Origin of the sequence: Desulfoscipio gibsoniae DSM 7213 (genome assembly GCF_000233715.2) — a bacterium.
GTDB lineage: Bacteria > Bacillota > Desulfotomaculia > Desulfotomaculales > Desulfallaceae > Sporotomaculum > Sporotomaculum gibsoniae.
This window is the reverse complement of record NC_021184.1, coordinates 935,158-954,650: the sequence shown is the minus strand read 5'-3', so window position 1 is coordinate 954,650 and position 19,493 is coordinate 935,158. Positions and strand designations below refer to the sequence as shown.

General features: G+C 49.3%; 20 protein-coding genes. 5 read left to right on the top strand and 15 right to left on the bottom strand.

Features of this window, described 5'->3' with window-relative positions:
- The first annotated feature begins 172 nt into the window (after positions 1-172).
- Positions 173-481: an NPCBM/NEW2 domain-containing protein gene (locus DESGI_RS04425; RefSeq protein WP_006521129.1), complete on the top strand. Its 309-nt coding sequence runs from the start codon at positions 173-175 to the stop codon at positions 479-481.
- Between the two features lie 137 nt (positions 482-618).
- Here DESGI_RS04425 and nrfD read toward each other — a convergent pair whose 3' ends face one another.
- From nrfD to tatA, 5 genes are all read right to left on the bottom strand, one after another.
- Positions 619-1,809 carry an NrfD/PsrC family molybdoenzyme membrane anchor subunit gene (gene nrfD, locus DESGI_RS04420; protein ID WP_006521128.1) on the bottom strand — a complete coding sequence of 397 codons (1,191 nt, stop codon included), beginning with the start codon at positions 1,807-1,809 and terminating at the stop codon, positions 619-621.
- An 84-nt stretch (positions 1,810-1,893) separates the two neighbouring features.
- Positions 1,894-2,670, bottom strand: coding sequence for a 4Fe-4S dicluster domain-containing protein (locus DESGI_RS04415; RefSeq protein WP_006521127.1), 777 nt, complete (start codon positions 2,668-2,670; stop codon positions 1,894-1,896).
- A 106-nt stretch (positions 2,671-2,776) separates the two neighbouring features.
- Positions 2,777-4,348, bottom strand: a complete 1,572-nt coding sequence (locus tag DESGI_RS04410) for a [FeFe] hydrogenase, group A (RefSeq protein WP_006521126.1) — start codon at positions 4,346-4,348, stop codon at positions 2,777-2,779.
- A gap of 96 nt (positions 4,349-4,444) precedes the next feature.
- Positions 4,445-5,224: a twin-arginine translocase subunit TatC gene (tatC, locus tag DESGI_RS04405; protein WP_006521125.1), complete on the bottom strand. Its 780-nt coding sequence runs from the start codon at positions 5,222-5,224 to the stop codon at positions 4,445-4,447.
- A 106-nt stretch (positions 5,225-5,330) separates the two neighbouring features.
- Complete coding sequence (gene tatA, locus DESGI_RS04400) at positions 5,331-5,591, bottom strand: twin-arginine translocase TatA/TatE family subunit (protein WP_006521124.1); 261 nt, start codon at positions 5,589-5,591, stop codon at positions 5,331-5,333.
- A 616-nt stretch (positions 5,592-6,207) separates the two neighbouring features.
- On the opposite strand from tatA, the gene DESGI_RS04395 reads away from it, so the two are divergent.
- From DESGI_RS04395 to hydG, 4 genes are all read left to right on the top strand, one after another.
- Entirely contained in the window at positions 6,208-6,459 is a 252-nt protein-coding gene (locus DESGI_RS04395; protein ID WP_006521123.1) for a TM1266 family iron-only hydrogenase system putative regulator, read from the top strand.
- Positions 6,460-6,612: 153 nt separating this feature from the next.
- A complete protein-coding gene (gene hydF / locus DESGI_RS04390) occupies positions 6,613-7,983 on the top strand; it encodes a [FeFe] hydrogenase H-cluster maturation GTPase HydF (RefSeq protein ID WP_006521122.1) in 1,371 nt (456 codons plus the stop codon).
- A 68-nt stretch (positions 7,984-8,051) separates the two neighbouring features.
- Positions 8,052-9,212, top strand: coding sequence for a [FeFe] hydrogenase H-cluster radical SAM maturase HydE (gene hydE / locus DESGI_RS04385; protein ID WP_006521121.1), 1,161 nt, complete (start codon positions 8,052-8,054; stop codon positions 9,210-9,212).
- Between the two features lie 116 nt (positions 9,213-9,328).
- Positions 9,329-10,906 carry a [FeFe] hydrogenase H-cluster radical SAM maturase HydG gene (gene hydG, locus DESGI_RS04380; protein ID WP_006521120.1) on the top strand — a complete coding sequence of 526 codons (1,578 nt, stop codon included), beginning with the start codon at positions 9,329-9,331 and terminating at the stop codon, positions 10,904-10,906.
- Between the two features lie 130 nt (positions 10,907-11,036).
- On the opposite strand, the gene DESGI_RS04375 is transcribed toward hydG, so the two are convergent.
- The 10 genes from DESGI_RS04375 to DESGI_RS04335 all read right to left on the bottom strand — a co-directional run bounded on the left by DESGI_RS04375 (position 11,037) and on the right by DESGI_RS04335 (position 19,421).
- The gene (locus tag DESGI_RS04375) at positions 11,037-11,399 is read right to left on the bottom strand and encodes a hypothetical protein (RefSeq protein WP_006521119.1); all 363 of its coding nucleotides are present in this window, start codon (positions 11,397-11,399) and stop codon (positions 11,037-11,039) included.
- Positions 11,400-12,098: 699 nt separating this feature from the next.
- Positions 12,099-13,763 (bottom strand): ABC transporter ATP-binding protein, encoded by a 1,665-nt coding sequence (locus DESGI_RS04365; protein ID WP_006521118.1) that lies wholly within the window; start codon positions 13,761-13,763, stop codon positions 12,099-12,101.
- A complete protein-coding gene (locus DESGI_RS04360; RefSeq protein ID WP_006521117.1) occupies positions 13,750-14,604 on the bottom strand; it encodes an ABC transporter permease in 855 nt (284 codons plus the stop codon). Before DESGI_RS04360 ends, DESGI_RS04365 begins: the two co-directional genes overlap by 14 nt.
- Positions 14,594-15,616: an ABC transporter permease gene (locus DESGI_RS04355; protein WP_006521116.1), complete on the bottom strand. Its 1,023-nt coding sequence runs from the start codon at positions 15,614-15,616 to the stop codon at positions 14,594-14,596. The genes DESGI_RS04360 and DESGI_RS04355 overlap by 11 nt, the downstream gene beginning before the upstream one ends.
- A 30-nt stretch (positions 15,617-15,646) precedes the next feature.
- Positions 15,647-17,242, bottom strand: a complete 1,596-nt coding sequence (locus DESGI_RS04350) for an ABC transporter substrate-binding protein (protein WP_006521115.1) — start codon at positions 17,240-17,242, stop codon at positions 15,647-15,649.
- Positions 17,243-17,283: 41 nt separating this feature from the next.
- Positions 17,284-17,430 carry a hypothetical protein gene (locus DESGI_RS25310; protein ID WP_207638356.1) on the bottom strand — a complete coding sequence of 49 codons (147 nt, stop codon included), beginning with the start codon at positions 17,428-17,430 and terminating at the stop codon, positions 17,284-17,286.
- 20 nt (positions 17,431-17,450) lie between these two features.
- Positions 17,451-17,783 (bottom strand): hypothetical protein, encoded by a 333-nt coding sequence (locus DESGI_RS22875; RefSeq protein WP_006521114.1) that lies wholly within the window; start codon positions 17,781-17,783, stop codon positions 17,451-17,453.
- Positions 17,780-17,983 carry an FmdE family protein gene (locus DESGI_RS26385; protein ID WP_157872720.1) on the bottom strand — a complete coding sequence of 68 codons (204 nt, stop codon included), beginning with the start codon at positions 17,981-17,983 and terminating at the stop codon, positions 17,780-17,782. The genes DESGI_RS22875 and DESGI_RS26385 overlap by 4 nt, the downstream gene beginning before the upstream one ends.
- Positions 17,984-18,321: 338 nt before the next feature.
- On the bottom strand, positions 18,322-18,750 hold the full coding sequence (gene tsaA, locus DESGI_RS04340; RefSeq protein WP_006521113.1) for a tRNA (N6-threonylcarbamoyladenosine(37)-N6)-methyltransferase TrmO: 429 nt from the start codon (positions 18,748-18,750) through the stop codon (positions 18,322-18,324).
- A gap of 59 nt (positions 18,751-18,809) precedes the next feature.
- A complete protein-coding gene (locus DESGI_RS04335) occupies positions 18,810-19,421 on the bottom strand; it encodes an FmdE family protein (protein WP_006521112.1) in 612 nt (203 codons plus the stop codon).
- Positions 19,422-19,493: the final 72 nt, after the last annotated feature.

Here is a 19,493-nt window from a genome sequence, read left to right as displayed (position 1 = left end):
GGGCATGAATCCCTGCGGTTCTTTTTTACTTGCATTTGCTCACATTTTTTTCCTTTAGCCAATAGCACCACTTCCTTTCTAAATTTTCAAAATAATATATTTATAAATAATAGTCAATTTATAATAACACAAAAGATAATACAATTTAGTCGCATTTACGACAAATTGTATTATGGTTTTTTACTTAGCAGGTAAGAAGGGTTGGAGTAAAGGCGATATTACCTTTAAAATAGGCGGTAAGAATATTAAGGAAATCAGCGGTTCCATTGCACTGGATGACGCAAACCCGGCTGGTGCCAAACCGGTACAAATAAGAATAACAATGGACAAGAAAACGGTATGGGAAGGGACAATTGATAAAGGAAAAAACCCGGTTCCGGTGAGCATTAAGCCCACGGCAACATCCAGTGACCTGGTGGTGCAGATTGACAATATATCGGAAACCAGAATTGATTTTATTGATTTTGTAGCCCAGTATTAAAGAGCTTTAAAAAAAATCCCGCGTTAAGCACCGGGACTTTTTTAATAAAAATCACACAGCGGGGAAGCAAGAGAACGTCTCCCCTGCTTCCCCGCTGCTACCATGTGTTAGCCTGCACACCGCAGCCAGGATTTGCTTTAGGCTGAATATTTAACCGCCTTTTTCCCTTTCACCACTACATTGGGGGTAGGTGCATGGCTATGTTCATGCTTGTGTTTGGGCAGAACATTGAAATTCTCCACTATAAACAAATAACCAAGCACGCCAATGGCCAACAAGCCAATACTAACCAACCATTCAATGACTGAAGGGAAATAAGCTCCGCCCATAAAATCAGCCATGCCGGTGAACACCACGTTCATCCGGTTGATAATGACCCCAGCTACCACCAACACCCCAAAGGTTACTAAACCACCCACGCTGTTGCGTAGTTTGGGGGTGAAACAAATTATAATAGGAATAATTACCCCGATTAACATTTCCAGTAAAAACATATTACCTTCCATATTGCCTGTAAAAACTAGGCCGGTAGCCCCGCGGTATACCAGGTCACCCACTTTGAGCGCCAGGTATACAAGCATCATATAGCCCGATACCTTTATTAAAGACTGCAGAACACCAAGATCCGGTCTATGCCCGTGGGCCCGGGCCCCCAGCATGGTTTCCACCGTTACCATCGCCGGACCAACAAAGAAGGATGACATTAAAAAGAATATCGGCAGCAGCATGGACCACCACAGCGGATATAGTTTGCCCACTTCCATCACATAAAGTGAACCCAGTGAGGACTGGTGCAGCGTGGGCAACAGCACACCAATGATCAACAACACAGGCATGATTTTCTTGAAAAATCCATGCCAGCGTTTTTGCACCTTTTCAGTGGCCACTTCGCCAAATTCCAGCAACTGAATCATTGTGTAAAGGGACACGCACCAAAACACTTCAAACAAAACACTATGATAGCCCCACGAAACAAACGGGCGCCAGAAGTTAAACCAGCGACCGATATCCATAAACAGTCCGGCCATAACCAGTAAATAACCGATTAACGAAGTTAACATAGCACTGCGGGCAATGGGACTAAATTTTTTGATACCCATGATATGTACCAAAAGCGCCGTGCTATAACCACCACCGGCCAGAGCTACGCCGGTAAGCACATCAAAACCAATCCACAAACCCCAGGGCCATTCATCGTTTAAATTAGTGGAACTGCCCAACCCGAATACCAAGCGGTACACCATCAGCAGCACACCCACCAGACCCAGCACCATCAGCACGTACCTGGTGGGGGTCATGGTAAAACGCCATCTATTACTAACGGCCATTACAAAGCCTCCTTGTTGATTTGTTTATTCGCACTTCGGGGAAGCAAGAGAACCGTCCCCCTGCTTCCCACCGCGCGCGTGAAATTATTTTTTACCGGGCTTCTTCTCCTCACGATTAATTTCATTGCGCCGGCGGTTATAAACATACATACCGGTCAGCAAAGCTCCCCAACCCAGTCCCACGGCCGGTGTCAAACCCAGTATACTTTCAGTGTAATGGGGTAGAGGCGTAGTAGTGATGTTGGTGCGAAAGCCCAGTGTTTCAAAGGGTATATCCGATATATACAGCCAGCTTGTACCCCCGGCTTCTTTTTCACCATAGACGTGCTTTATGTACCTGCTGTCGCCGTTTATTTTTTCCTTGGCCATGGCAAGCAAATTATTGCGTTCGCCATAGGTAAGCGCTCCCGCCGGGCACACACCCACACAGGCCGGACTTTCACCGGCGTGCACGCGGTCCGCACACATCTGGCATTTGCGCACCTGGGGAAAGGTTTTATCCCACTCGTATTTAGGGACGTTAAAAGGGCAGACCAACATACAGTACCGACAGCCCACACATAAATTTACATCGTAAACCACCGGGCCGTCCTTTGTTTTTCTAATGGCCTTGGAGAAACAAGCCGAAACACAGGCCGGTTCCTCGCAGTGCAGGCACTGGTATTTAACAAACCGCCATACCGGTTCATTATCTTTCTCGGTTTCCACTCTATTAACCACGGTCCAGTTTTCAGCATCCAAGCCACTGCCCTGATCCTGAACAGATTGTTTATACTGCAAATTATTCCACATTTTGCAGGCTACCTCACAACTGCCGCAGCCCACGCACCTGGTGATATCAACTAAAACTCCCTTGGACAAGCCATTCACCTACCTTTTCAATAGTATTCAAACAACTGAAACCAGCATCATATAAATAAGCTGACCACGTAGAACCAAAACAATAATTCCATATGAAAAGTAATCATTAAGCTGTCATTTCTTTAACCTTTTTGCCCCGGTCGGTATATTTGGTATGCAGCAACTCCTCGGCCAGCTCACTCATGGGATGCTTTAAAAAGTTTTGATACAGGGCCAGCACCTCGGCGTTTTCATGGCTCTCACGCCGCTGTGCCCGGGCATCCGCCTGGTACAGGCTGTTGATTCTCTGCATGCGCACCTCATCCGAGGGCGGCACCGCAGACCGTGGCTGCCCGCCACCGCTGATGCACCCACCGGGACAGCACATAAACTCCACAAAATGCCAAGGCGCGTTACCCTTGCGCACCGCCTCCAGCACCTGCCGGCCATTGCTCATGCCGTGGCAAACCGCCACCTTCACAGTGCCCACACCGGGCACATCCACCGCCGCCTCCTTAACCCCTTCCAATCCGCGTACCGGAGTCAGAGTCAGCAGATTGGCAGGAGGCTGCTGCTCGGTTATAAAGTAATAAGCAGTACGCACCGCCGCCTCCATCACGCCACCTGTGGCACCGAAAATAATGGCGCCGCCGGTACTTTCGCCCATCAAGGGGTCATAATTTTGTTCCGGTAGTTTGTTCAAATCGATGTTTTGCTGTTTGATCATCCTGGCTAGTTCACGGGTGGTTAGCACCGCATCTATATCCCGCAACCCCTCTTGGTGCCAGTAATGGGCACTGCTGTTCATTTCCGGGCGCTGCATCTCGAATTTCTTGGCTGTGCAGGGCATAATGGACACTGAGAAAATGTTCTCGGGGGCTATGTTTTTCGCTTTGGCATAGTATGTTTTGACAAGGGCACCCAGCATTTGCTGCGGGGATTTGCAGCTGGACATATGGGGCAGTAGATCCGGATAGAAGTACTCGCAGAACTTAACCCAGCCCGGACTGCAGGATGTAAACTGGGGCAGCGGCATATTTGTGCCACCTGTAATTCGTTTAATCAATTCGGTGGCTTCTTCCATAATGGTCAGGTCAGCGGTAAAACTGGTATCAAATACCCCGTCAAAACCCAGGCGTTTTAATGCCGCCACCTGCTGGCCCGCCACCCAGGTGCCCGGGGGCAGCCCGAATTCTTCACCCAGCGCCACCCTGGTAGCCGGAGCTGTTTGCACCACTACATGTTTATTCGGGTCCTGGATGGCCTGCAGAACCTTTTGAGTATCATCCCGCTCGGTAATGGCCGCGGTGGGGCACCACAGAGCGCACTGCCCGCAATTAATGCAAACCACTTCATCCGCCAGGGGCAGTCCATAGTGTCCAACTACCGTCTGGACGTTTTTACATACTTCCAGGCATTGCCCGCATAAAATGCACTTTTGATCATCCCGGACAATAGAGGGGTTATCAGGGGTAATGGGCACCCGCCCCCGCACCTGGGCCGGCCAGGCACCCCGCCCCTGATACTGCTGGGGCAGCCAGCCATCCCCGCCGGCCTGCCCCGCCACCGATGTCGCACCGCAGCCGGCCAGGCTCATCGTAATACCGGCCAGCCCCAGACCACCCATCATTTTCAAAAAAGACCGTCTGGTCACCTGCCTTTTTAGCTGCTGATCCTCTTCCTTGACATGGTCGTCCATAATAAATCCTCCTTGGGTCAAACTTAAACTTTAAAATAAACTAAAGGTTTAATCAAATATTTCTGAAACCATCTACTGCATTTAATGGATCTAGAATTATTCAACCATTGCGCCACGCCGCCTGATCTTACGCAGCAGGCGTTTAAAAGTCGATTTTAAATTAAATGTTTTACCTGCCTGTTTGCGATACGCCGACCACTCAACCACACGGACAATGGTGGCGCTGATTTCGTATAACAGATACATGGGGGCTGCCATCAGCAGTACCGAGAATATTTCAGGGGAGGCCACCAGCGCAGAGGCAATCACTACCGAAGCCACGATGGCTATTTTCCGTGCTTTAACCATCATCCGATAGTTGATTACACCAAGCTTGGCCAGGAAAAAACTGGCCAGGGGCAGTTCAAAAATCAGCCCGAAGGGCAGTAAAAAGTTTAAAGTAAAAGACACGTATTTGCCGATGGTGAGCATGGGAACCAGTTCCTTGCCCCCGTAACTCAGCAAAAAATTGACACACATGCGGAAAACCACCAGAAATCCAAAGGCTACGCCGCCGATGAAAAGCAAAAAGGAGAATAACACAAAGAGAGTGAAATAAATACGCTCCATCTTACGCAGAGCGGGAATAATAAACCCCCAAAATTGCCAGAGGGTCACCGGCAAAGAAGCCAAAAAACCCAGGAAAAAGGCAAGCTTAAGCTTGGTCATAATTGCTTCGGTAACTCCGATATAAATAATATCATGACCTTTGTTAGTCACCGGTTCCAGCAATATCCTGAGTACTAAATCGCTTAAAAACCAGCACACCCCCGCCATTACAAAGGTGGAGATTATTGAAATAATGATTACCCGGCGCAGTTCCTCCAGATGCTGCATTATCGATTCTTCTTCATACTGGGATGCCTGCTGGTTTATTTACGCCACCTCCTTTGTAATAATTGGTTCAACTTGACAAATTGCTTTGCATTATTGGGTCAGGCCGTTACTGCAAATTGGTGCTTTGCGGGGCATTCTGAACAGTAGCAGATGCATTACCAGATTCATTTTTAGTGGCCACTACTATCCCTTCCTTGCTTGGTTTGCTCTCTTTCTTTTCCTCATCTTCCGCGAAAGAGTTCCTCATATCCCGCAGTGCCTTGCCCATAGCTTTGGCGGCATCGGGCAGTTTGCCGGGCCCAAAAACAATTAGCACCACTACGAGAATGAGAATCAGGTGAGTCGGTTGAAAAAATCCGCTAAACATCCCTTACATCCCCCTTAAAATTTTATTTTGGAACTGATGAATCGTAATTTGGAAAAGCAAAACTTTAAGCATCTATAGTTGACCTAATAATTAGGTTCAATAAAAATAATTTATTATTAGCTTGCTTTTACAATAAGTATCGTTTATAATTTTCAATTAATTATTTTTATTATAATATTGCTTTTAGCCGGAAAAATCAATAATTAAATAGCTAATAACTAATATTTAGAACTGGACAAATAAAGCAACCATGCTGTTTGTCTGGTTTTTATTTCCTTGTGTAAATATTTTTTATTTATCTTGCCAGTATAATAATTGGCATATATAATAGCGTAAAATCAAAAGATCAATCATATCTGACCGGTATGGGTTGGAACACCTGTACGGAAGGATTAGCATAACCTTATCTGGCATCACCCTGAGGCATAAAGTACCAGCGGTACTGAGGTCAAGGGAGCAAGGTTTTATTTGCTTGCCTTTTACGGCCTGTTTACCTTTATGTGGGTGAAAGCAGGCCGTTTACTTTTTTAGCGGGTTATTTACACAATCGGTCAACTCTTAAAAAGAAAAACCTGTCGACCATGCTTTACTGTCAGGCCAAAAAGGAGATGGTTTTATGGTATTAGAAAGGCGGATTGGTGTTATCGGTATTGTAGTTGAAAACCGGGAGCAGGCACCCAGGATTAACTCCATTTTAAGCGGCTATGGTGAAGTAATCGTGGGACGCATGGGTATACCCTACCGGGAGAGGGGACTGTCCGTAATCTCACTTATTGTCGACGGCAGCACCGACGAAATAGGCGCTTTAACCGGTAAACTGGGCAATATAAGCGGTGTGCGGGTAAAAAGCGCGCTGGTAACCCGCTGAAATAATGCCGCATTTAAGAGGATCAAACCACCAACTAAGCTGCATATTGAGGTTATCTAAAGGTAGCCGATTTTTTTAGAAAGAGATAATACAGCATGCAATTACTGCAATGCCATGGTACACGTTTAAGATTATTACCAAGGAGATGAGCACATGCAAGACACGCCCCGGGGCAGCAGGATACATATAGCTTTGTTCGGGCGACGCAATGCAGGCAAATCCAGTCTAATTAACGCCCTTACCAGGCAGAACCTGGCCATTGTATCGCCCGTAGCCGGCACAACCACCGACCCGGTTTACAAATCTATGGAGATACTACCAATCGGGCCCGTGGTGCTTATTGATACCGCCGGCCTGGACGACGATGGGGTACTGGGGCACCAGCGGGTGCAAAAAAGCCTGGCAGTGCTGGATAAAACCGACCTGGCCCTGCTGGTGGTAGACGGGCAGCAGAGTTTGGGGACAACTGAGCAATCCCTGATAGAAGCCGCCAGGCAAAGAAAACTGCCGGTTATTGGTGTGTTAAACAAAACCGACCTGAAGCCACAACCACCGGCGGGCGACCGGAAAACTGAACTGGCTAAATCGCCGAGGCCGGGCATGGAAACCAATGGCTTAGCCGCATCGCCTGTGAGCGGCAATGTCCCGACAGCAGACTTGGCCGCGCAACCCGCAGCAAGTGTTGACCAGGCTGCGGGCCCGGACACGCAACCCGAACCCGGGATACCCTGGATAAAAGTAAGCGCGGTAACCGGGCAAGGCCTTGCCGAGCTTAAGCAGGCCATTATTAAGCATGCCCCCACCGACTGGGCCGAGCCCACCATCGCCGCTGACCTGGTATCACCTGGAGAATTAGTGCTACTGGTAACACCTATCGACAAAGCAGCACCCAAAGGGCGATTGATTCTGCCCCAGGTACAGACTATCCGAGATTTATTGGATCACGGCTGCCTGAACATGGTGGTGCGGGAAACAGAGCTAAAGGCCGCGCTGGGCCGCCTGTCCCAACCGCCTGCGCTGGTGATCACTGATTCCCAGGTTTTTAAAGAAGTGGACGCCATCATACCGGGCAGCGTACCCCTGACTTCATTCTCCATCCTTTTCGCCCGGTATAAAGGTGAGCTGACCACGTTGGTGGAGGGTGCCCTGGCTGTAGAAAGATTGCAACCGGGTGATAAAGTACTTATTGCCGAGGCCTGCACCCATCACCGTCAGGAGGATGACATCGGCACCGTCAAAATTCCCCGCTGGCTGCGCCAAAAAGTAGGCGGCGAGCTGCAATTTGATTGGTGCAGCGGAGCCGCACTGCCACCCGGCCTAGCCCGTTACAAACTAGTTGTACATTGCGGTGCCTGCATGATTAACCGCCGGGAGATGCTCAGCCGCATCATCTCAGCCCGATCCGAAGGCGTGCCTGTGGTCAACTACGGTGTTTTAATCGCCTATATGCTGGGTATTTTACCCCGGGCCCTGGCCCCTCTGGCCCGATACACGGACTTGCAAAATTTACTTAAAGATTATTAATAGCGAAATAATGCCGGCTCAATGGCCATGGGCGACGGTCGGTATCAAATCCGCATACTGACCGGAACATGGAACGGACATCTCTACAACCGTCCCGGTTCACACAGTATATCCGCACATACAGTAATCAAAGACTGGAGTGGTTGGCCATAGACTCTTTCAAAGACGCCCTGCACAGCTTGTCGGCAGGCTTACCCCCTAACGAAGAATATATTGTGGCTCTTCTGTCCGCTGGTACCGAACAAATGCCGGAATTACTGTCCGCCGCCGACCGGATGCGCAGGCGTGAAGTGGGTGAAGCGGTACACTTGCGGGCTATCATTGAGTTCTCCAACTTTTGCCGCAAAAATTGCCTGTATTGCGGGTTACGCCGGGATAACCGCTCCCTGCCCCGCTACCGCCTTACCGAACAGCAGATACTGGACGCCGCCGGAGAGGCTGCTGTCCTGGGTTTTCGCACGGTGGTGCTGCAGTCGGGTGAGGATCCGTATTACAGACCGGCAGACATTGCCCGGGTAGTTGAAAAAATTAAGAGCAGCTGCGATCTGGCCGTCACTTTATCCCTGGGTGAGCACAGCCGGCAAACCTATAAAATCTGGCGGGAGGCCGGGGCCGATCGCTACTTGCTGAAGCAGGAAACTGCAGACGAGCGGCTTTTTAAATACCTAAAACCCGATACCAGTCTGTCCAAGCGGGTGCAATGCCTGTGCTGGCTCAAGGAACTGGGCTACCAGACCGGCTCGGGCAATATGGTGGGACTGCCGGGCCAAAGTCTGCATACTCTGGCCCAAGATATAATGCTCATGCAGGAGCTTGATGTAGACATGGCAGGCATTGGACCATTTTTGCCCCACCCCGCCACACCGCTCAAAGATGCCGCGCCAGGCGGTTTGGAGCTTACTTTAAAAACACTGGCTTTAACCCGAATTTGCCTCCCACAGGCACACCTGCCGGCCACCACAGCACTGTGCACACTGACCACGGACGGGCGGAGGATGGCTTTAAGCGGCGGGGCTAATGTAATTATGCCCAATTTAACCCCCCCGGCGGTGCGGTCTAAATATCTTATTTACCCCCAAAAGGCAGATATCAGTGAAAAGCCCGCCGTCGCACTGGCTGAAATAACTGCTTTACTTGCCGAGATGGGAAGGCCTCTGGCCTCCGGACCAGGCCACGCCACAAAGACAAACCGGAAGTCTTTTTTCACTGATGATAAAAGTGATAAATGACACCGGCGCACACACATGCAAACCAATCTTTACCTTCAACCCAACCACTCATTATAAGCCCTATTAAAAATGCAAAATGTGAAATATTACCAATTTATCTAAAGGAGGGTTCTTAAATGCCCACCATGCAGGCCGATTTCATTAACGAACAGCAAATCAACACCCTTTTAACCGAGGCACGGCAAGCAGACAAAGCGCAGGCCCGGAGCATTATTGACCGGGCAAGCCAGGCTAAAGGGCTGACACCCTATGAATGCGCCATACTTTTACACATTGAAGATAAGGAATTGCTGGAGGAAATATACCGGGTGGCCCGCCAGATCAAAGAAAACATTTACGGGCGGCGGCTGGTGCTTTTTGCGCCTCTATATATTAGTAACCACTGCATTAACAACTGCGTTTACTGCGGTTACCGGCGCGATAACCGATTCACCCGGCGGCGGCTGACAACGGAGGAGCTACAAGAAGAGGTTATATTGTTGGAGGAACTTGGGCACAAACGGCTGGCCCTGGAAGCCGGGGAAGATCCCCAAAACTGTACCATAGATTATGTATTGGATTCCATTAAAACCATCTATGCTGTAAAAGAAGCCAACGGCAGCATCCGGCGGGTCAATGTGAACATCGCCGCCACCACGGTAGAAAACTACCGCCTGCTCAAGGAGGCCGGCATCGGCACTTATATATTGTTCCAGGAAACCTATCACCGGCAGACTTACGCAGCCATGCACCCCAGCGGCCCCAAACATGACTATGATTACCACACCACCGCCATGGACCGGGCCATGCAGGGGGGTATAGATGATGTGGGCCTGGGGGTGCTTTTCGGCCTGTACGATTACAAATATGAGGTACTGGCCATGCTGCTGCACGCTCTGCACCTGGAGGAATCCTTTGGAGTTGGCCCGCACACATTATCGGTGCCCCGGCTGCGCCCGGCCCAGGGCGTTAACTACGATAACTTCCCTTATTTGGTGGACGACGCGGCATTTAAGAAAATTATCGCCGTGCTTCGCCTGGCCGTGCCCTATACCGGCATGATTCTGTCCACCCGGGAACCGGCTGAATTCCGGGACGAACTGCTCACCGTGGGCATTTCCCAAATCAGTGCAGGTTCCTGCACCGGAGTAGGCGGCTACCAGCAGGAGCACCAGCGCAAATCCACCGGCTCATGTGCTTGTGCCAGTGGCGCAAGTGGGAGTAACGTCAAAGGCAGTGGTAATTACGGTAGCAGTGCCAGTAAGAGTTTGAGCGACGGCAGCGCTACTAGCAGTATCAACAGTAGTAACGGTAACAGCAGCAGTATCAGCGATAATGGCAATGGTAGAGATAATGCCAACAATGAAGCACCGCAGTTCCAGATAGAAGATCACCGCAGCCCGGATGAAATGCTGCGCAGTGTCTGTCTCTCAGGTTATATCCCCAGTTTTTGCACTGCCTGTTACCGGAGCGGTCGTACCGGGGACCGGTTTATGCCCCTGGCCAAAAGCGGACAAATTCAAAACGTCTGCCAGCCAAACGCCATCTTAACCTTTAAAGAATACTTGATGGACTACGCATCACCCGAGACCAGGGCCGTGGGTGAAAAAACCATCCAAACCCACCTGGCCGAAATCACCAACATAAAAACCCGCCGGCTCACCGAAGAGCGCTTAAAATTAATCGAGCAGGGCCAAAGGGACTTGTACTTTTAGGACAGTCGGCACCACCGTGCTGGTACTGACTACCGGTTACACCGGTGCCGGGTGTTGAAAGGTTGAAAGATTTTTTAATCTTTCAACCTTTCAACACCCGGCACCGAAGCAAACGTTAATAATTAATCACTTACAACTGCTTATCACGAACTCTTAAATTAGCCGCGTTTTGCAGCAATTGCCTGGCGTATTCGGTGCGCGGGTTGGCTGTAATTTCTCCTGCGGGACCTTCCTCCACAATGCGGCCCTCCCACATAACGGCGATCCGGTCACTCATTTTACGGGCCAGGGCAATATCATGAGTAATAAATAAAATGGCCAGCCCCCGCTTTTCCTGCAGGTTAAGCAGCAGCTTTAATACCTTGGCCTGCATTGGGGAGTGGGGTACCAGCACAGGACCTAACAGCGCGACAAGAATGATCAGGCCTAAAAGTACGATACCCACCCGGGCAATATTATTTTGTTTGACCCGCTGGACATAATTAATATGCATAGTTACTGTCCTTTTGTTGATTATAGCTAAGTGACCCACTCCCCCACTAAAGTGAGGGGCACCCAAGACAATCCGATACAGGCAACCTGGAGCCGGGATTTTTGCAGCTGTCCCGAATATTCTCACATTACTGCAACACAGGGCTGGCTCTACCGCAGCGGCCGCAGATGTAACAACTGTTCTAAGGACGCGGCGAAGAGATCATGGACATTCCCCGAAATGATGGGTTTTCTTCTCTGTTATCGTAAGCAACGGGAAATGTTCTATGTCCCCTCACTCTGTCGACAATAAGACGATGGAAACGTCCCCATGTCTCATCTAATGCTCGTCCCGACTGTATTGCCCATTACCGGTAAAATCTTAAGCTTGATTGAAAATATATATATTAGTTTTCGATTCTTTTTTGAATATCCAATATTTGCACCCCTTTCATGCTTAGAGTACTTTTTATACCCGGCGTCCTCGTTATAAAAATAAAAACCACGAAGATACATATCATCCATAACAGAGGAATACGGGTCTCCGTGGCCTTGTTGATAACACTATCTTTTTATCTTACTTTCCCCGAATGATTCTAAAAGCTTTCTGCAAAAGACAGACAGACATACCTTTACCTGATTAAAAGGACATCAACCCTTTTTCATCCACCCGATACGCGCTTCCGTAATACTATCCGGACCAGAGGTGCCTTTGCCAATATCAGCTCAGGCACAGCTGCCCACCCCGGCTGTTTTGCAGCAGGCTTTGAGTGAAAGTGTGCCTGGGGACGGCAAGCACCCTGCCGGTGGGTCCTTCTTCCACAATGCGCCCCGCAAGCATTACCGCCATGCGGTCGCTGGCTTTTCTGGCCAGGGCCAGGTCATGGGTAATGAGCAAAATGGCCAGCCCCTTCTTTTCCTGCAGGTGAAGCAGCAGTTTTATGATTTTGGCCTGCACGCTGGCATCCAGGGCTGAAGTCGGTTCGTCGGCAACCAGAACCCTGGGGTTCATTACCAGCGCCCGGGCAATGGATACCCTTTGATTCTCCCCGCCGCTTAAGTGGTGGGGATATTTAGCAAGGAAATTGTCATCGGACGGGAGCTCCACATCCTCCAGCGCCTCTCGGACCAGGGCCAGCTTTTCTTCTTCACTGCCCAGACGATGGATATCCAGCGGCTCCTTCACAGCCTGGAAAACATTCATCCGGTGGCTTATTGATTCTCTCGGATTTTGAAAAATCATTTGCACCTGACGGTGAAATTTGGCGTCCCTGGCGTTAACTTTTTCCAGGTCATAAAAAATTTCTCCCGCATCAGCTTTGAGCAAACCCAGCACCGTCTTGGCCAGAGTGGTTTTCCCGGAGCCGCTTTCTCCAACCAGGGCCAGTGTTTCCCCTTCATAAAGTGTTAATTGTACATCATCAACGGCTTTAAAGGAACCGAAATTTTTGCTTAGTTTTTTTACCTCCAGCACGGGGATAATACCACCCCGGTGGCAAGCAATCATTCCCTGGCCGTTATCAGTCAGCTCCGGCACTTTAAGAGCGCAAATATCTATCCGTTGCGTGCAGCGCGGGTGAAACGGGCACCCTGTAACGTTATGCGCCATTCTGCCCGGAATACCCTGTAAGTCCTTGGTGGTGTCCATGCCGGGATAAGAGCGCAATAATCCCCTGGTATAGGGATGGCGCGGGTTAGTAAGCAATTGATCGGTGCCACCCGTTTCAATTATTCTGCCTGCGTATAAAACGGCCATCTGATTTGACAATTCGGCGGCTACCGCTATGTCATGGGTTATCAGCAAAATGATTTTATCCCTGGCAATTTCCTTTAATAACTGAACGATTTCATTTTTGGTGAAAGCATCCAATGATGCGGTGGGTTCGTCCAGAATCAGCACCTCCGGGTCGTTCACCAGCGCCATGGCTATTAATGCCCGCTGCCTTTCCCCGCCGCTTAGCTGATGGGGATACCTGGCCGCCCTGTCGCCGTCCATTTTTACAAGTGCCAGTATTTCCGCAACCCTGGCCAGAGCTTTGTGCTTATCGCCGGCCCCATGCACCAACATTGCCTCCATTATCTGATCCTGGATGGTATATAAAGGATGCATCGTATTTTCCACGTTTTGAAACACCATGGCCAGTTTTAAGCCTCGCAGCCCCCTGCGTTCTTCTTCCTTCATGGAAAGCAAGTCCCGGTCATTGAAAAGCACAGTTCCGGAGCAGCTGCCCTCCACAAGACCCATTATACTTAATCCCAAGGTGGTTTTACCAGCACCCGATTCTCCAATAAGGGAAAGAAACTGCCCTTTTTCCAACTTTAGATTTATATTGTTTAAAACCTGCGTTCCATTATAAGATACGTTTAGTCCTTTAATCTCCAGCATGGTGTACCTCTTTTCTTAAACGTGGATTCATCACGGTTTCCAGTGCAGTTCCGGTGAAGGTAAATCCCATGATAGTCAATGAAAGGGCGAAACCGGGCGGCAAGAGCCACCACTTCCAGACATCAAGATAGGTGAATTGCAATGCGTTCTGCATCATTTTCCCCCAGCTGATCAAAGATGGATCAGAAATCCCCAGGAAGGAAAGTCCGGCTTCCATAAAAACCGCCCGCCGGGCAAACTGGATAATAATTGCGGTAAGCACGGGGCCCATTTCCGGCACCAGATGCCGTTTCAGCACATACATCCAGCCGCCGCCGAAACTGCGCGCGGCTGTCACATGCATACTTTCCTTTAAAGCAAGGATTTGCGCCCTGACTATTCTTGCCCCTGCCGGCCAGAGAAAAGTCGAAATAATAATGATCAGTAATAATAGATTGGGCTTAAGATAAGCCGCGACAAGGATGACCACAATAACCGGCGGGATAATCAGCATAGCGTCCACCAGCCTCATCAACACCCGGTCGTATATACTTCCCAGCAAAGCGGCGCTTCCGCCTACCAGCAAGCTGAATAATACCGCCAGAACGGCCGCCCCGCTGCCGGTCAGCAAAGAGTTACGCGCACCGTAAAGAAGCTGTGTCCACACATCCTGACCCACGTCATTGGTTCCCAGCCAGTGCCGGGCGGACGGCGGCTGAAAAATCAACCCGGTGTAGTCTTCCGGGCGGTAATGGGTCATAAGCGGCGCCAACAGGGCCAGGGCCAGAAGGCTAAAGAGAATGACCAGCCCGGTGCGGCCCATAAAATCACTTTTTACTTCTTTAACAAAGTTAATATGCATAAGCAATCCTCGGGTCAAGACGGGTATATACAATGTCCACCAGTAAATTAACTAATAAAACAGTAACGGTCAACACCAGCAATATTCCCTGCAATAGGGGATAGTCCCGGGTCAAAAGAGCATTGTACAGCAATGATCCCACCCCGGGATAAGAAAAAACAATTTCTATGAACAACGCACGCGTCACCATGTGAGGCAGCTGCATGCCTGTGGCGGTAACCACCGGCAGCAAGGAGTTCTTACCCGCATGCCTGTATCTGATAACCTTGTCGGAACACCCCTTGGCCCTGGCAGTAAATATAAATGGTTCGCCAAGGGAGATAACCATTGCATTTCTGGTTAAAAGGAAGGGATCTGCAATCCTGACCATAACCAGCGCAGTTAAAGGCAGTGCCAGGTGTTTGAACAAGTCGGTCAAAAATGTAAGCCCGCTGTACCCGGCATATGGTGTAACAGCCCCGGCCAGAGGCACCAACCCCAGCACCACACCGAAAAAAAGCAACAGTAAAATACCAACGAAAAAGTCGGGAAAGCCGCTGGCAAACATCACCGAGCCGAGAAGCGCACGGTCCAGCGGACGGCCTCGCCTGTATCCGGATTCCATACCCAGAACAACTCCTATCAGAGTGGAAATGCTAATAGCCAGGCCCACCAGTAAAACAGTCCAGGGCAGTGAACCAAGGATGACAGCCATAACCGGAGCGTTATAATAATAAGAATAACCAAGGTCGCCCTTGACAAGAGAACTGATATAGGTCCAAAACTGTTGGCCGGTTGACTGGTCCAGGGCAAACCGGCTAATCAGCTCCGCCTTGAGTTCCGGCGTCATGGCAATAAAAGCTTCATCCCCGTATATTGCCAGCAGAGGGTCTCCGGGCATAAGCCTGGGTAAAATGAAATTCAGGCACAATATCATGACAAGCGCAATTAGATAGTTAATTATCGATGTCCGGTTTTTCATTTTACATTTCTCCGCTTCCTCAGATATCGTGTCGGGCCGGGCTTTAAACATACCCGGCCCCTGTTCAACTTCCTCAAAAAGTTATTTTACAAAAGACATTTTGTTCAGCGGAATTGGCACGCCAAGCCCGACACCACGCACGGTGTAATAGAGATTAACCTGTCCGTCATGGGCCCAGTAGTAGGTATTATAATAAAGCGGCAGGGTCGGCATCTCCTCTGCATATAACTCCTGCGCCTGATTCAGATACTCCTGGCGTTTTCCGGCTTCCATAGCAGAAATTTGATTTTTCAGCGCAGCCAGCAGTTCTTTATTTTGCTCGTACCTGGCACTGTTAAAGCTCTGACTGATAATGGCGCTGTTTAACTGGGCCGGATCACCGCTCAATCCACCGTGACCGCTCAATACAAGATCAAATTTCCATTCTAAAACCCTACTATCAAGTGTTTTAGCTTCAATGCCCTGCAGGTTTACCTTAATACCCACTTTTTCCAATTGCGACTTGATTAACTCTCCCTCACGCTCACCAACGTTTCCACTACCTCCGGCGCCAAATAACAGCTCCAGTTCCAGGGGCTGACCGTTCTTTTCAAAATAACTCCCTTGCTTAACGTAACCCAGTTTAGTAAATATTTCCTCCGCCCTGACAGGATCATAGGGATAGGCACCATCAAGCTTACTGTTATACCACTGGCTGTCCTGCGGCAACAACCCCGGGCTGGCGGGCACACCAAAACCTCTTTGACAGGTATCCACCAAAGCCTGACGGTCTATGGCATAGGCCAGCGCCTGGCGGAATTCTTTATTGGACAAAGGTTCCTTTTGGTGATTCATCAACAGTTTGGCCACCCAATCGTGTGCTCCCGGCAGTAATTTAAAGCCTTCATTTTCCAGCGCACCGTTCAAATCAGGCGGCACACTGGCAGCGTTAACCTGCTTTTGCCGCAAAGCAGCCGCCACTGCCTCATTGCCCATTTTTACGAACTTAATTTCGGCAACTCCGGGTTTCCCCTGGTAATAATTGTCGTAGCGTTTATATAAATAAGTTCCCTGGGTTTTATTATAATCCTCCAACATGAATGGACCCGTCCCAATGCAGGCTTCCTTCTGCTGAAACTGTTCCGGAGATTGCACATCTTTGTAGATATGCTCCGGCAGTATGGGCAGGGTTGCTCCCACATACTCAAGAAACGGAGCATACGGTTTGTCCAAATACATCTTTAACGTATAGTCGCCCCGGGCTTCAACGCTTTTGACAATACCGGTGTCAACCCACTGGTAGGGATGTTCCTTGGTATAGTTAACGGTAAAAACCACGTCTTTAGCGGTAAATTTCTCACCGTCATGCCAGGTAACATTTTTATTAAGCTCAAAGGTATAGGAGTTCTCACTTTCATTATATTTCCAACTGTCGGCCAGCGCCGGTATGTAATCCTGATCGTCTTTCCATACCAGGGTATCAAAAATGAAGCTCATTCTAATATACCCCGGTCCCCTGGCATAGTGCCCGTAAGGTGAGGGAAAACCCCAGTCGCCGGTGGCATCCGCCACGGTATAGAGCAGATCGCTGCCGCCGGCTATTTCGGCGGATGGTTTTTCCCCGGCTTGCTCCCGGGCACAACCGGCAAAAGCAAGAAGCAACAACGCTATGGAGATGGCAATTAAACATCTTCGCACAAAAATCCCCCTCGCTATTTGAGTGTTTATATAACTACAACCTAATTTCCTGCATTTTCTTTATGTTTTATACTTATCCTCACCTCCAAAAAAACAGCAATGTTACGCACCCCATCCACTGATACTGTGGATATTAAAACCACCGGCAGCGGTAATATTTGTTCCCTTTTATGTGGTTTTAAAAGCACTCCAAATCATCCCCTTATTATCATTTCGTAGCTGGTGCCACTCCGAGGCGCACCAGCGGGTTAACACCTGCCGCCTGCAGTGCCTCGAGTTCGCTTGCACTGTTGATTTTAAACTTTTTGATGGTCGAAACCATGGTTTCAGGGCGGTCAACATAGTCCATCATAGACAGGGCAGTTTTAATTTTAACAAAAGGTCCGGTCATATTGCTTGTATCTGCCAATTCGTTAGCTTTATTGAAGTCAAACCCCAGCACCAGCCCGTCACCGGTCCCGGTTTGCTCGTTCCAGCGGATGTATAGCCCGGCTACGTTTTTAGCGCTTACCGGCAGCATTTCCAGTTGATCGCCGGTCAATGCTTTGACATATATGCCCCTTTACCTACAGTCGCATCAAGTATGACTTGAAAAGCATCATCTTTGCACCAGGACGGGCAGGCGATAATTTTATAGGATTGTCCGGCCAGTAACGGTAAATGTTTGTCCAGATACTTGATAATTAAATAACCGCTGTTTACACCTGGGCAGATATGATTGTGAAACTGAGCGGCCCGCAAAAAATCATAGGTACAATTAGGGTTAGACCATATTTGGGCAATGCCGATGAGACTGAACTCATTGCCGCCAAATACTTTATTACTTATTTTGGTGTTCCATGCTTCGTTATTTTTCAGTAAACTATTCAGCTCAATGTTTTCCTGAGCTATAACGGTGAATATTTTGTCATTGGGAAGAGCCTCTAAATTAGAAGGGTATATTTTACACAGCTAGTTAGGCCTGTAATAAAATAAAATACCATGAAACGGCCCCTTCCTGGGACACACCTTCATGGTATGGATACTATAATTCCTTATTTAATGCAGTTTTTTGAATGGGGATTCGGCTAGCCCTGCGCCTAAGAATCCTCCAGCCACTTGATTTTAGCCTCGGGCAATGCATCAATGCCCGGCGAATACGGTTTGATATCCAGCAGCGGGCTGCCGTCCAGAGCGTCCAGCCCCCGTACAGTAAGCCTGTTGCCATCAACAGAAAGCAACTCCGCGACACAGAAAGCAATTGGATTGGGACGCGATGGCGAGCGGCAGGCAAACACTCCCCTTACCACATCGCTATAGGGTGTCTTGGTCTGCAGCTTTTCCCGGTTGGCCTGGCTGCACCAGTACAATACAATGAGGTGGGATGCCTCGGTAATATCCTTTAACCCCGGAACATACTGAGGAAACAGCTCAATGGTGCAGTTATCCTGTGCATAACGTCCCTGTTTGGGCGCTTCGCCTGACTTTTTATATGGAGATTGAATGACGCCAATGGGCTTTAACTGCATATTTTTCCTCCTATGGTCGGCCCAAAAGTAATGGGGCAGCTTACATAATGTTTCAACTGCTACCAGCCCCGGGTGTAATCCTCAAAACAATCCAGGCATACAAATTCACCGTCACGCACCCTGGACCGGGGTTCCATCACATATTCACCACAGCGGGCACATTGCACGGACGGGAAGATACGTGCCTTGGAGGGGAATTGGAAATCTATTTGCTCCACTTTGCAGAATTCCTCCTCGGGCATGTGCAATATTTGTTCCACCCGGCGTCCCTGGGCTAACTGGAATTTGGCCTTTTCTTCTTCGGTGGCAGTGCCGCCGAATACTTTGCTGCGCAGTTCAGCCATTTCGGGATTAGGCTTATGTAGTGTGGCCCCATTCACCGATATGCGCAGTGCCCGGTTAGCGTTGCGGCTGCCAAAGGTATATACTTGCTTGCCCCGGTCGCGATAAATCAGGTTACCTTTGCCCAATGTACACCCGGTCATCACCATAACAGCGTCCACGCCACAGGCGTCATTTTCTACAATAGCCAGCAGTTCTTCATCGGGAGACCGCAGTTCTGCCAGGTGCTTTAATGCTATTTCTGATACCCGGTATCCGGTAGCAAGGCCGGGACAAACGTGCCCGTGAAATTCAATGGCTTTTTCCCAGGGGGTCTTTTCCATACACATAATTTAGCACCTCATCTTTTAATTTTAATCATGTCAAAGGTAAAAATAAAAAGCCACAAAGAAGCCTCTCCT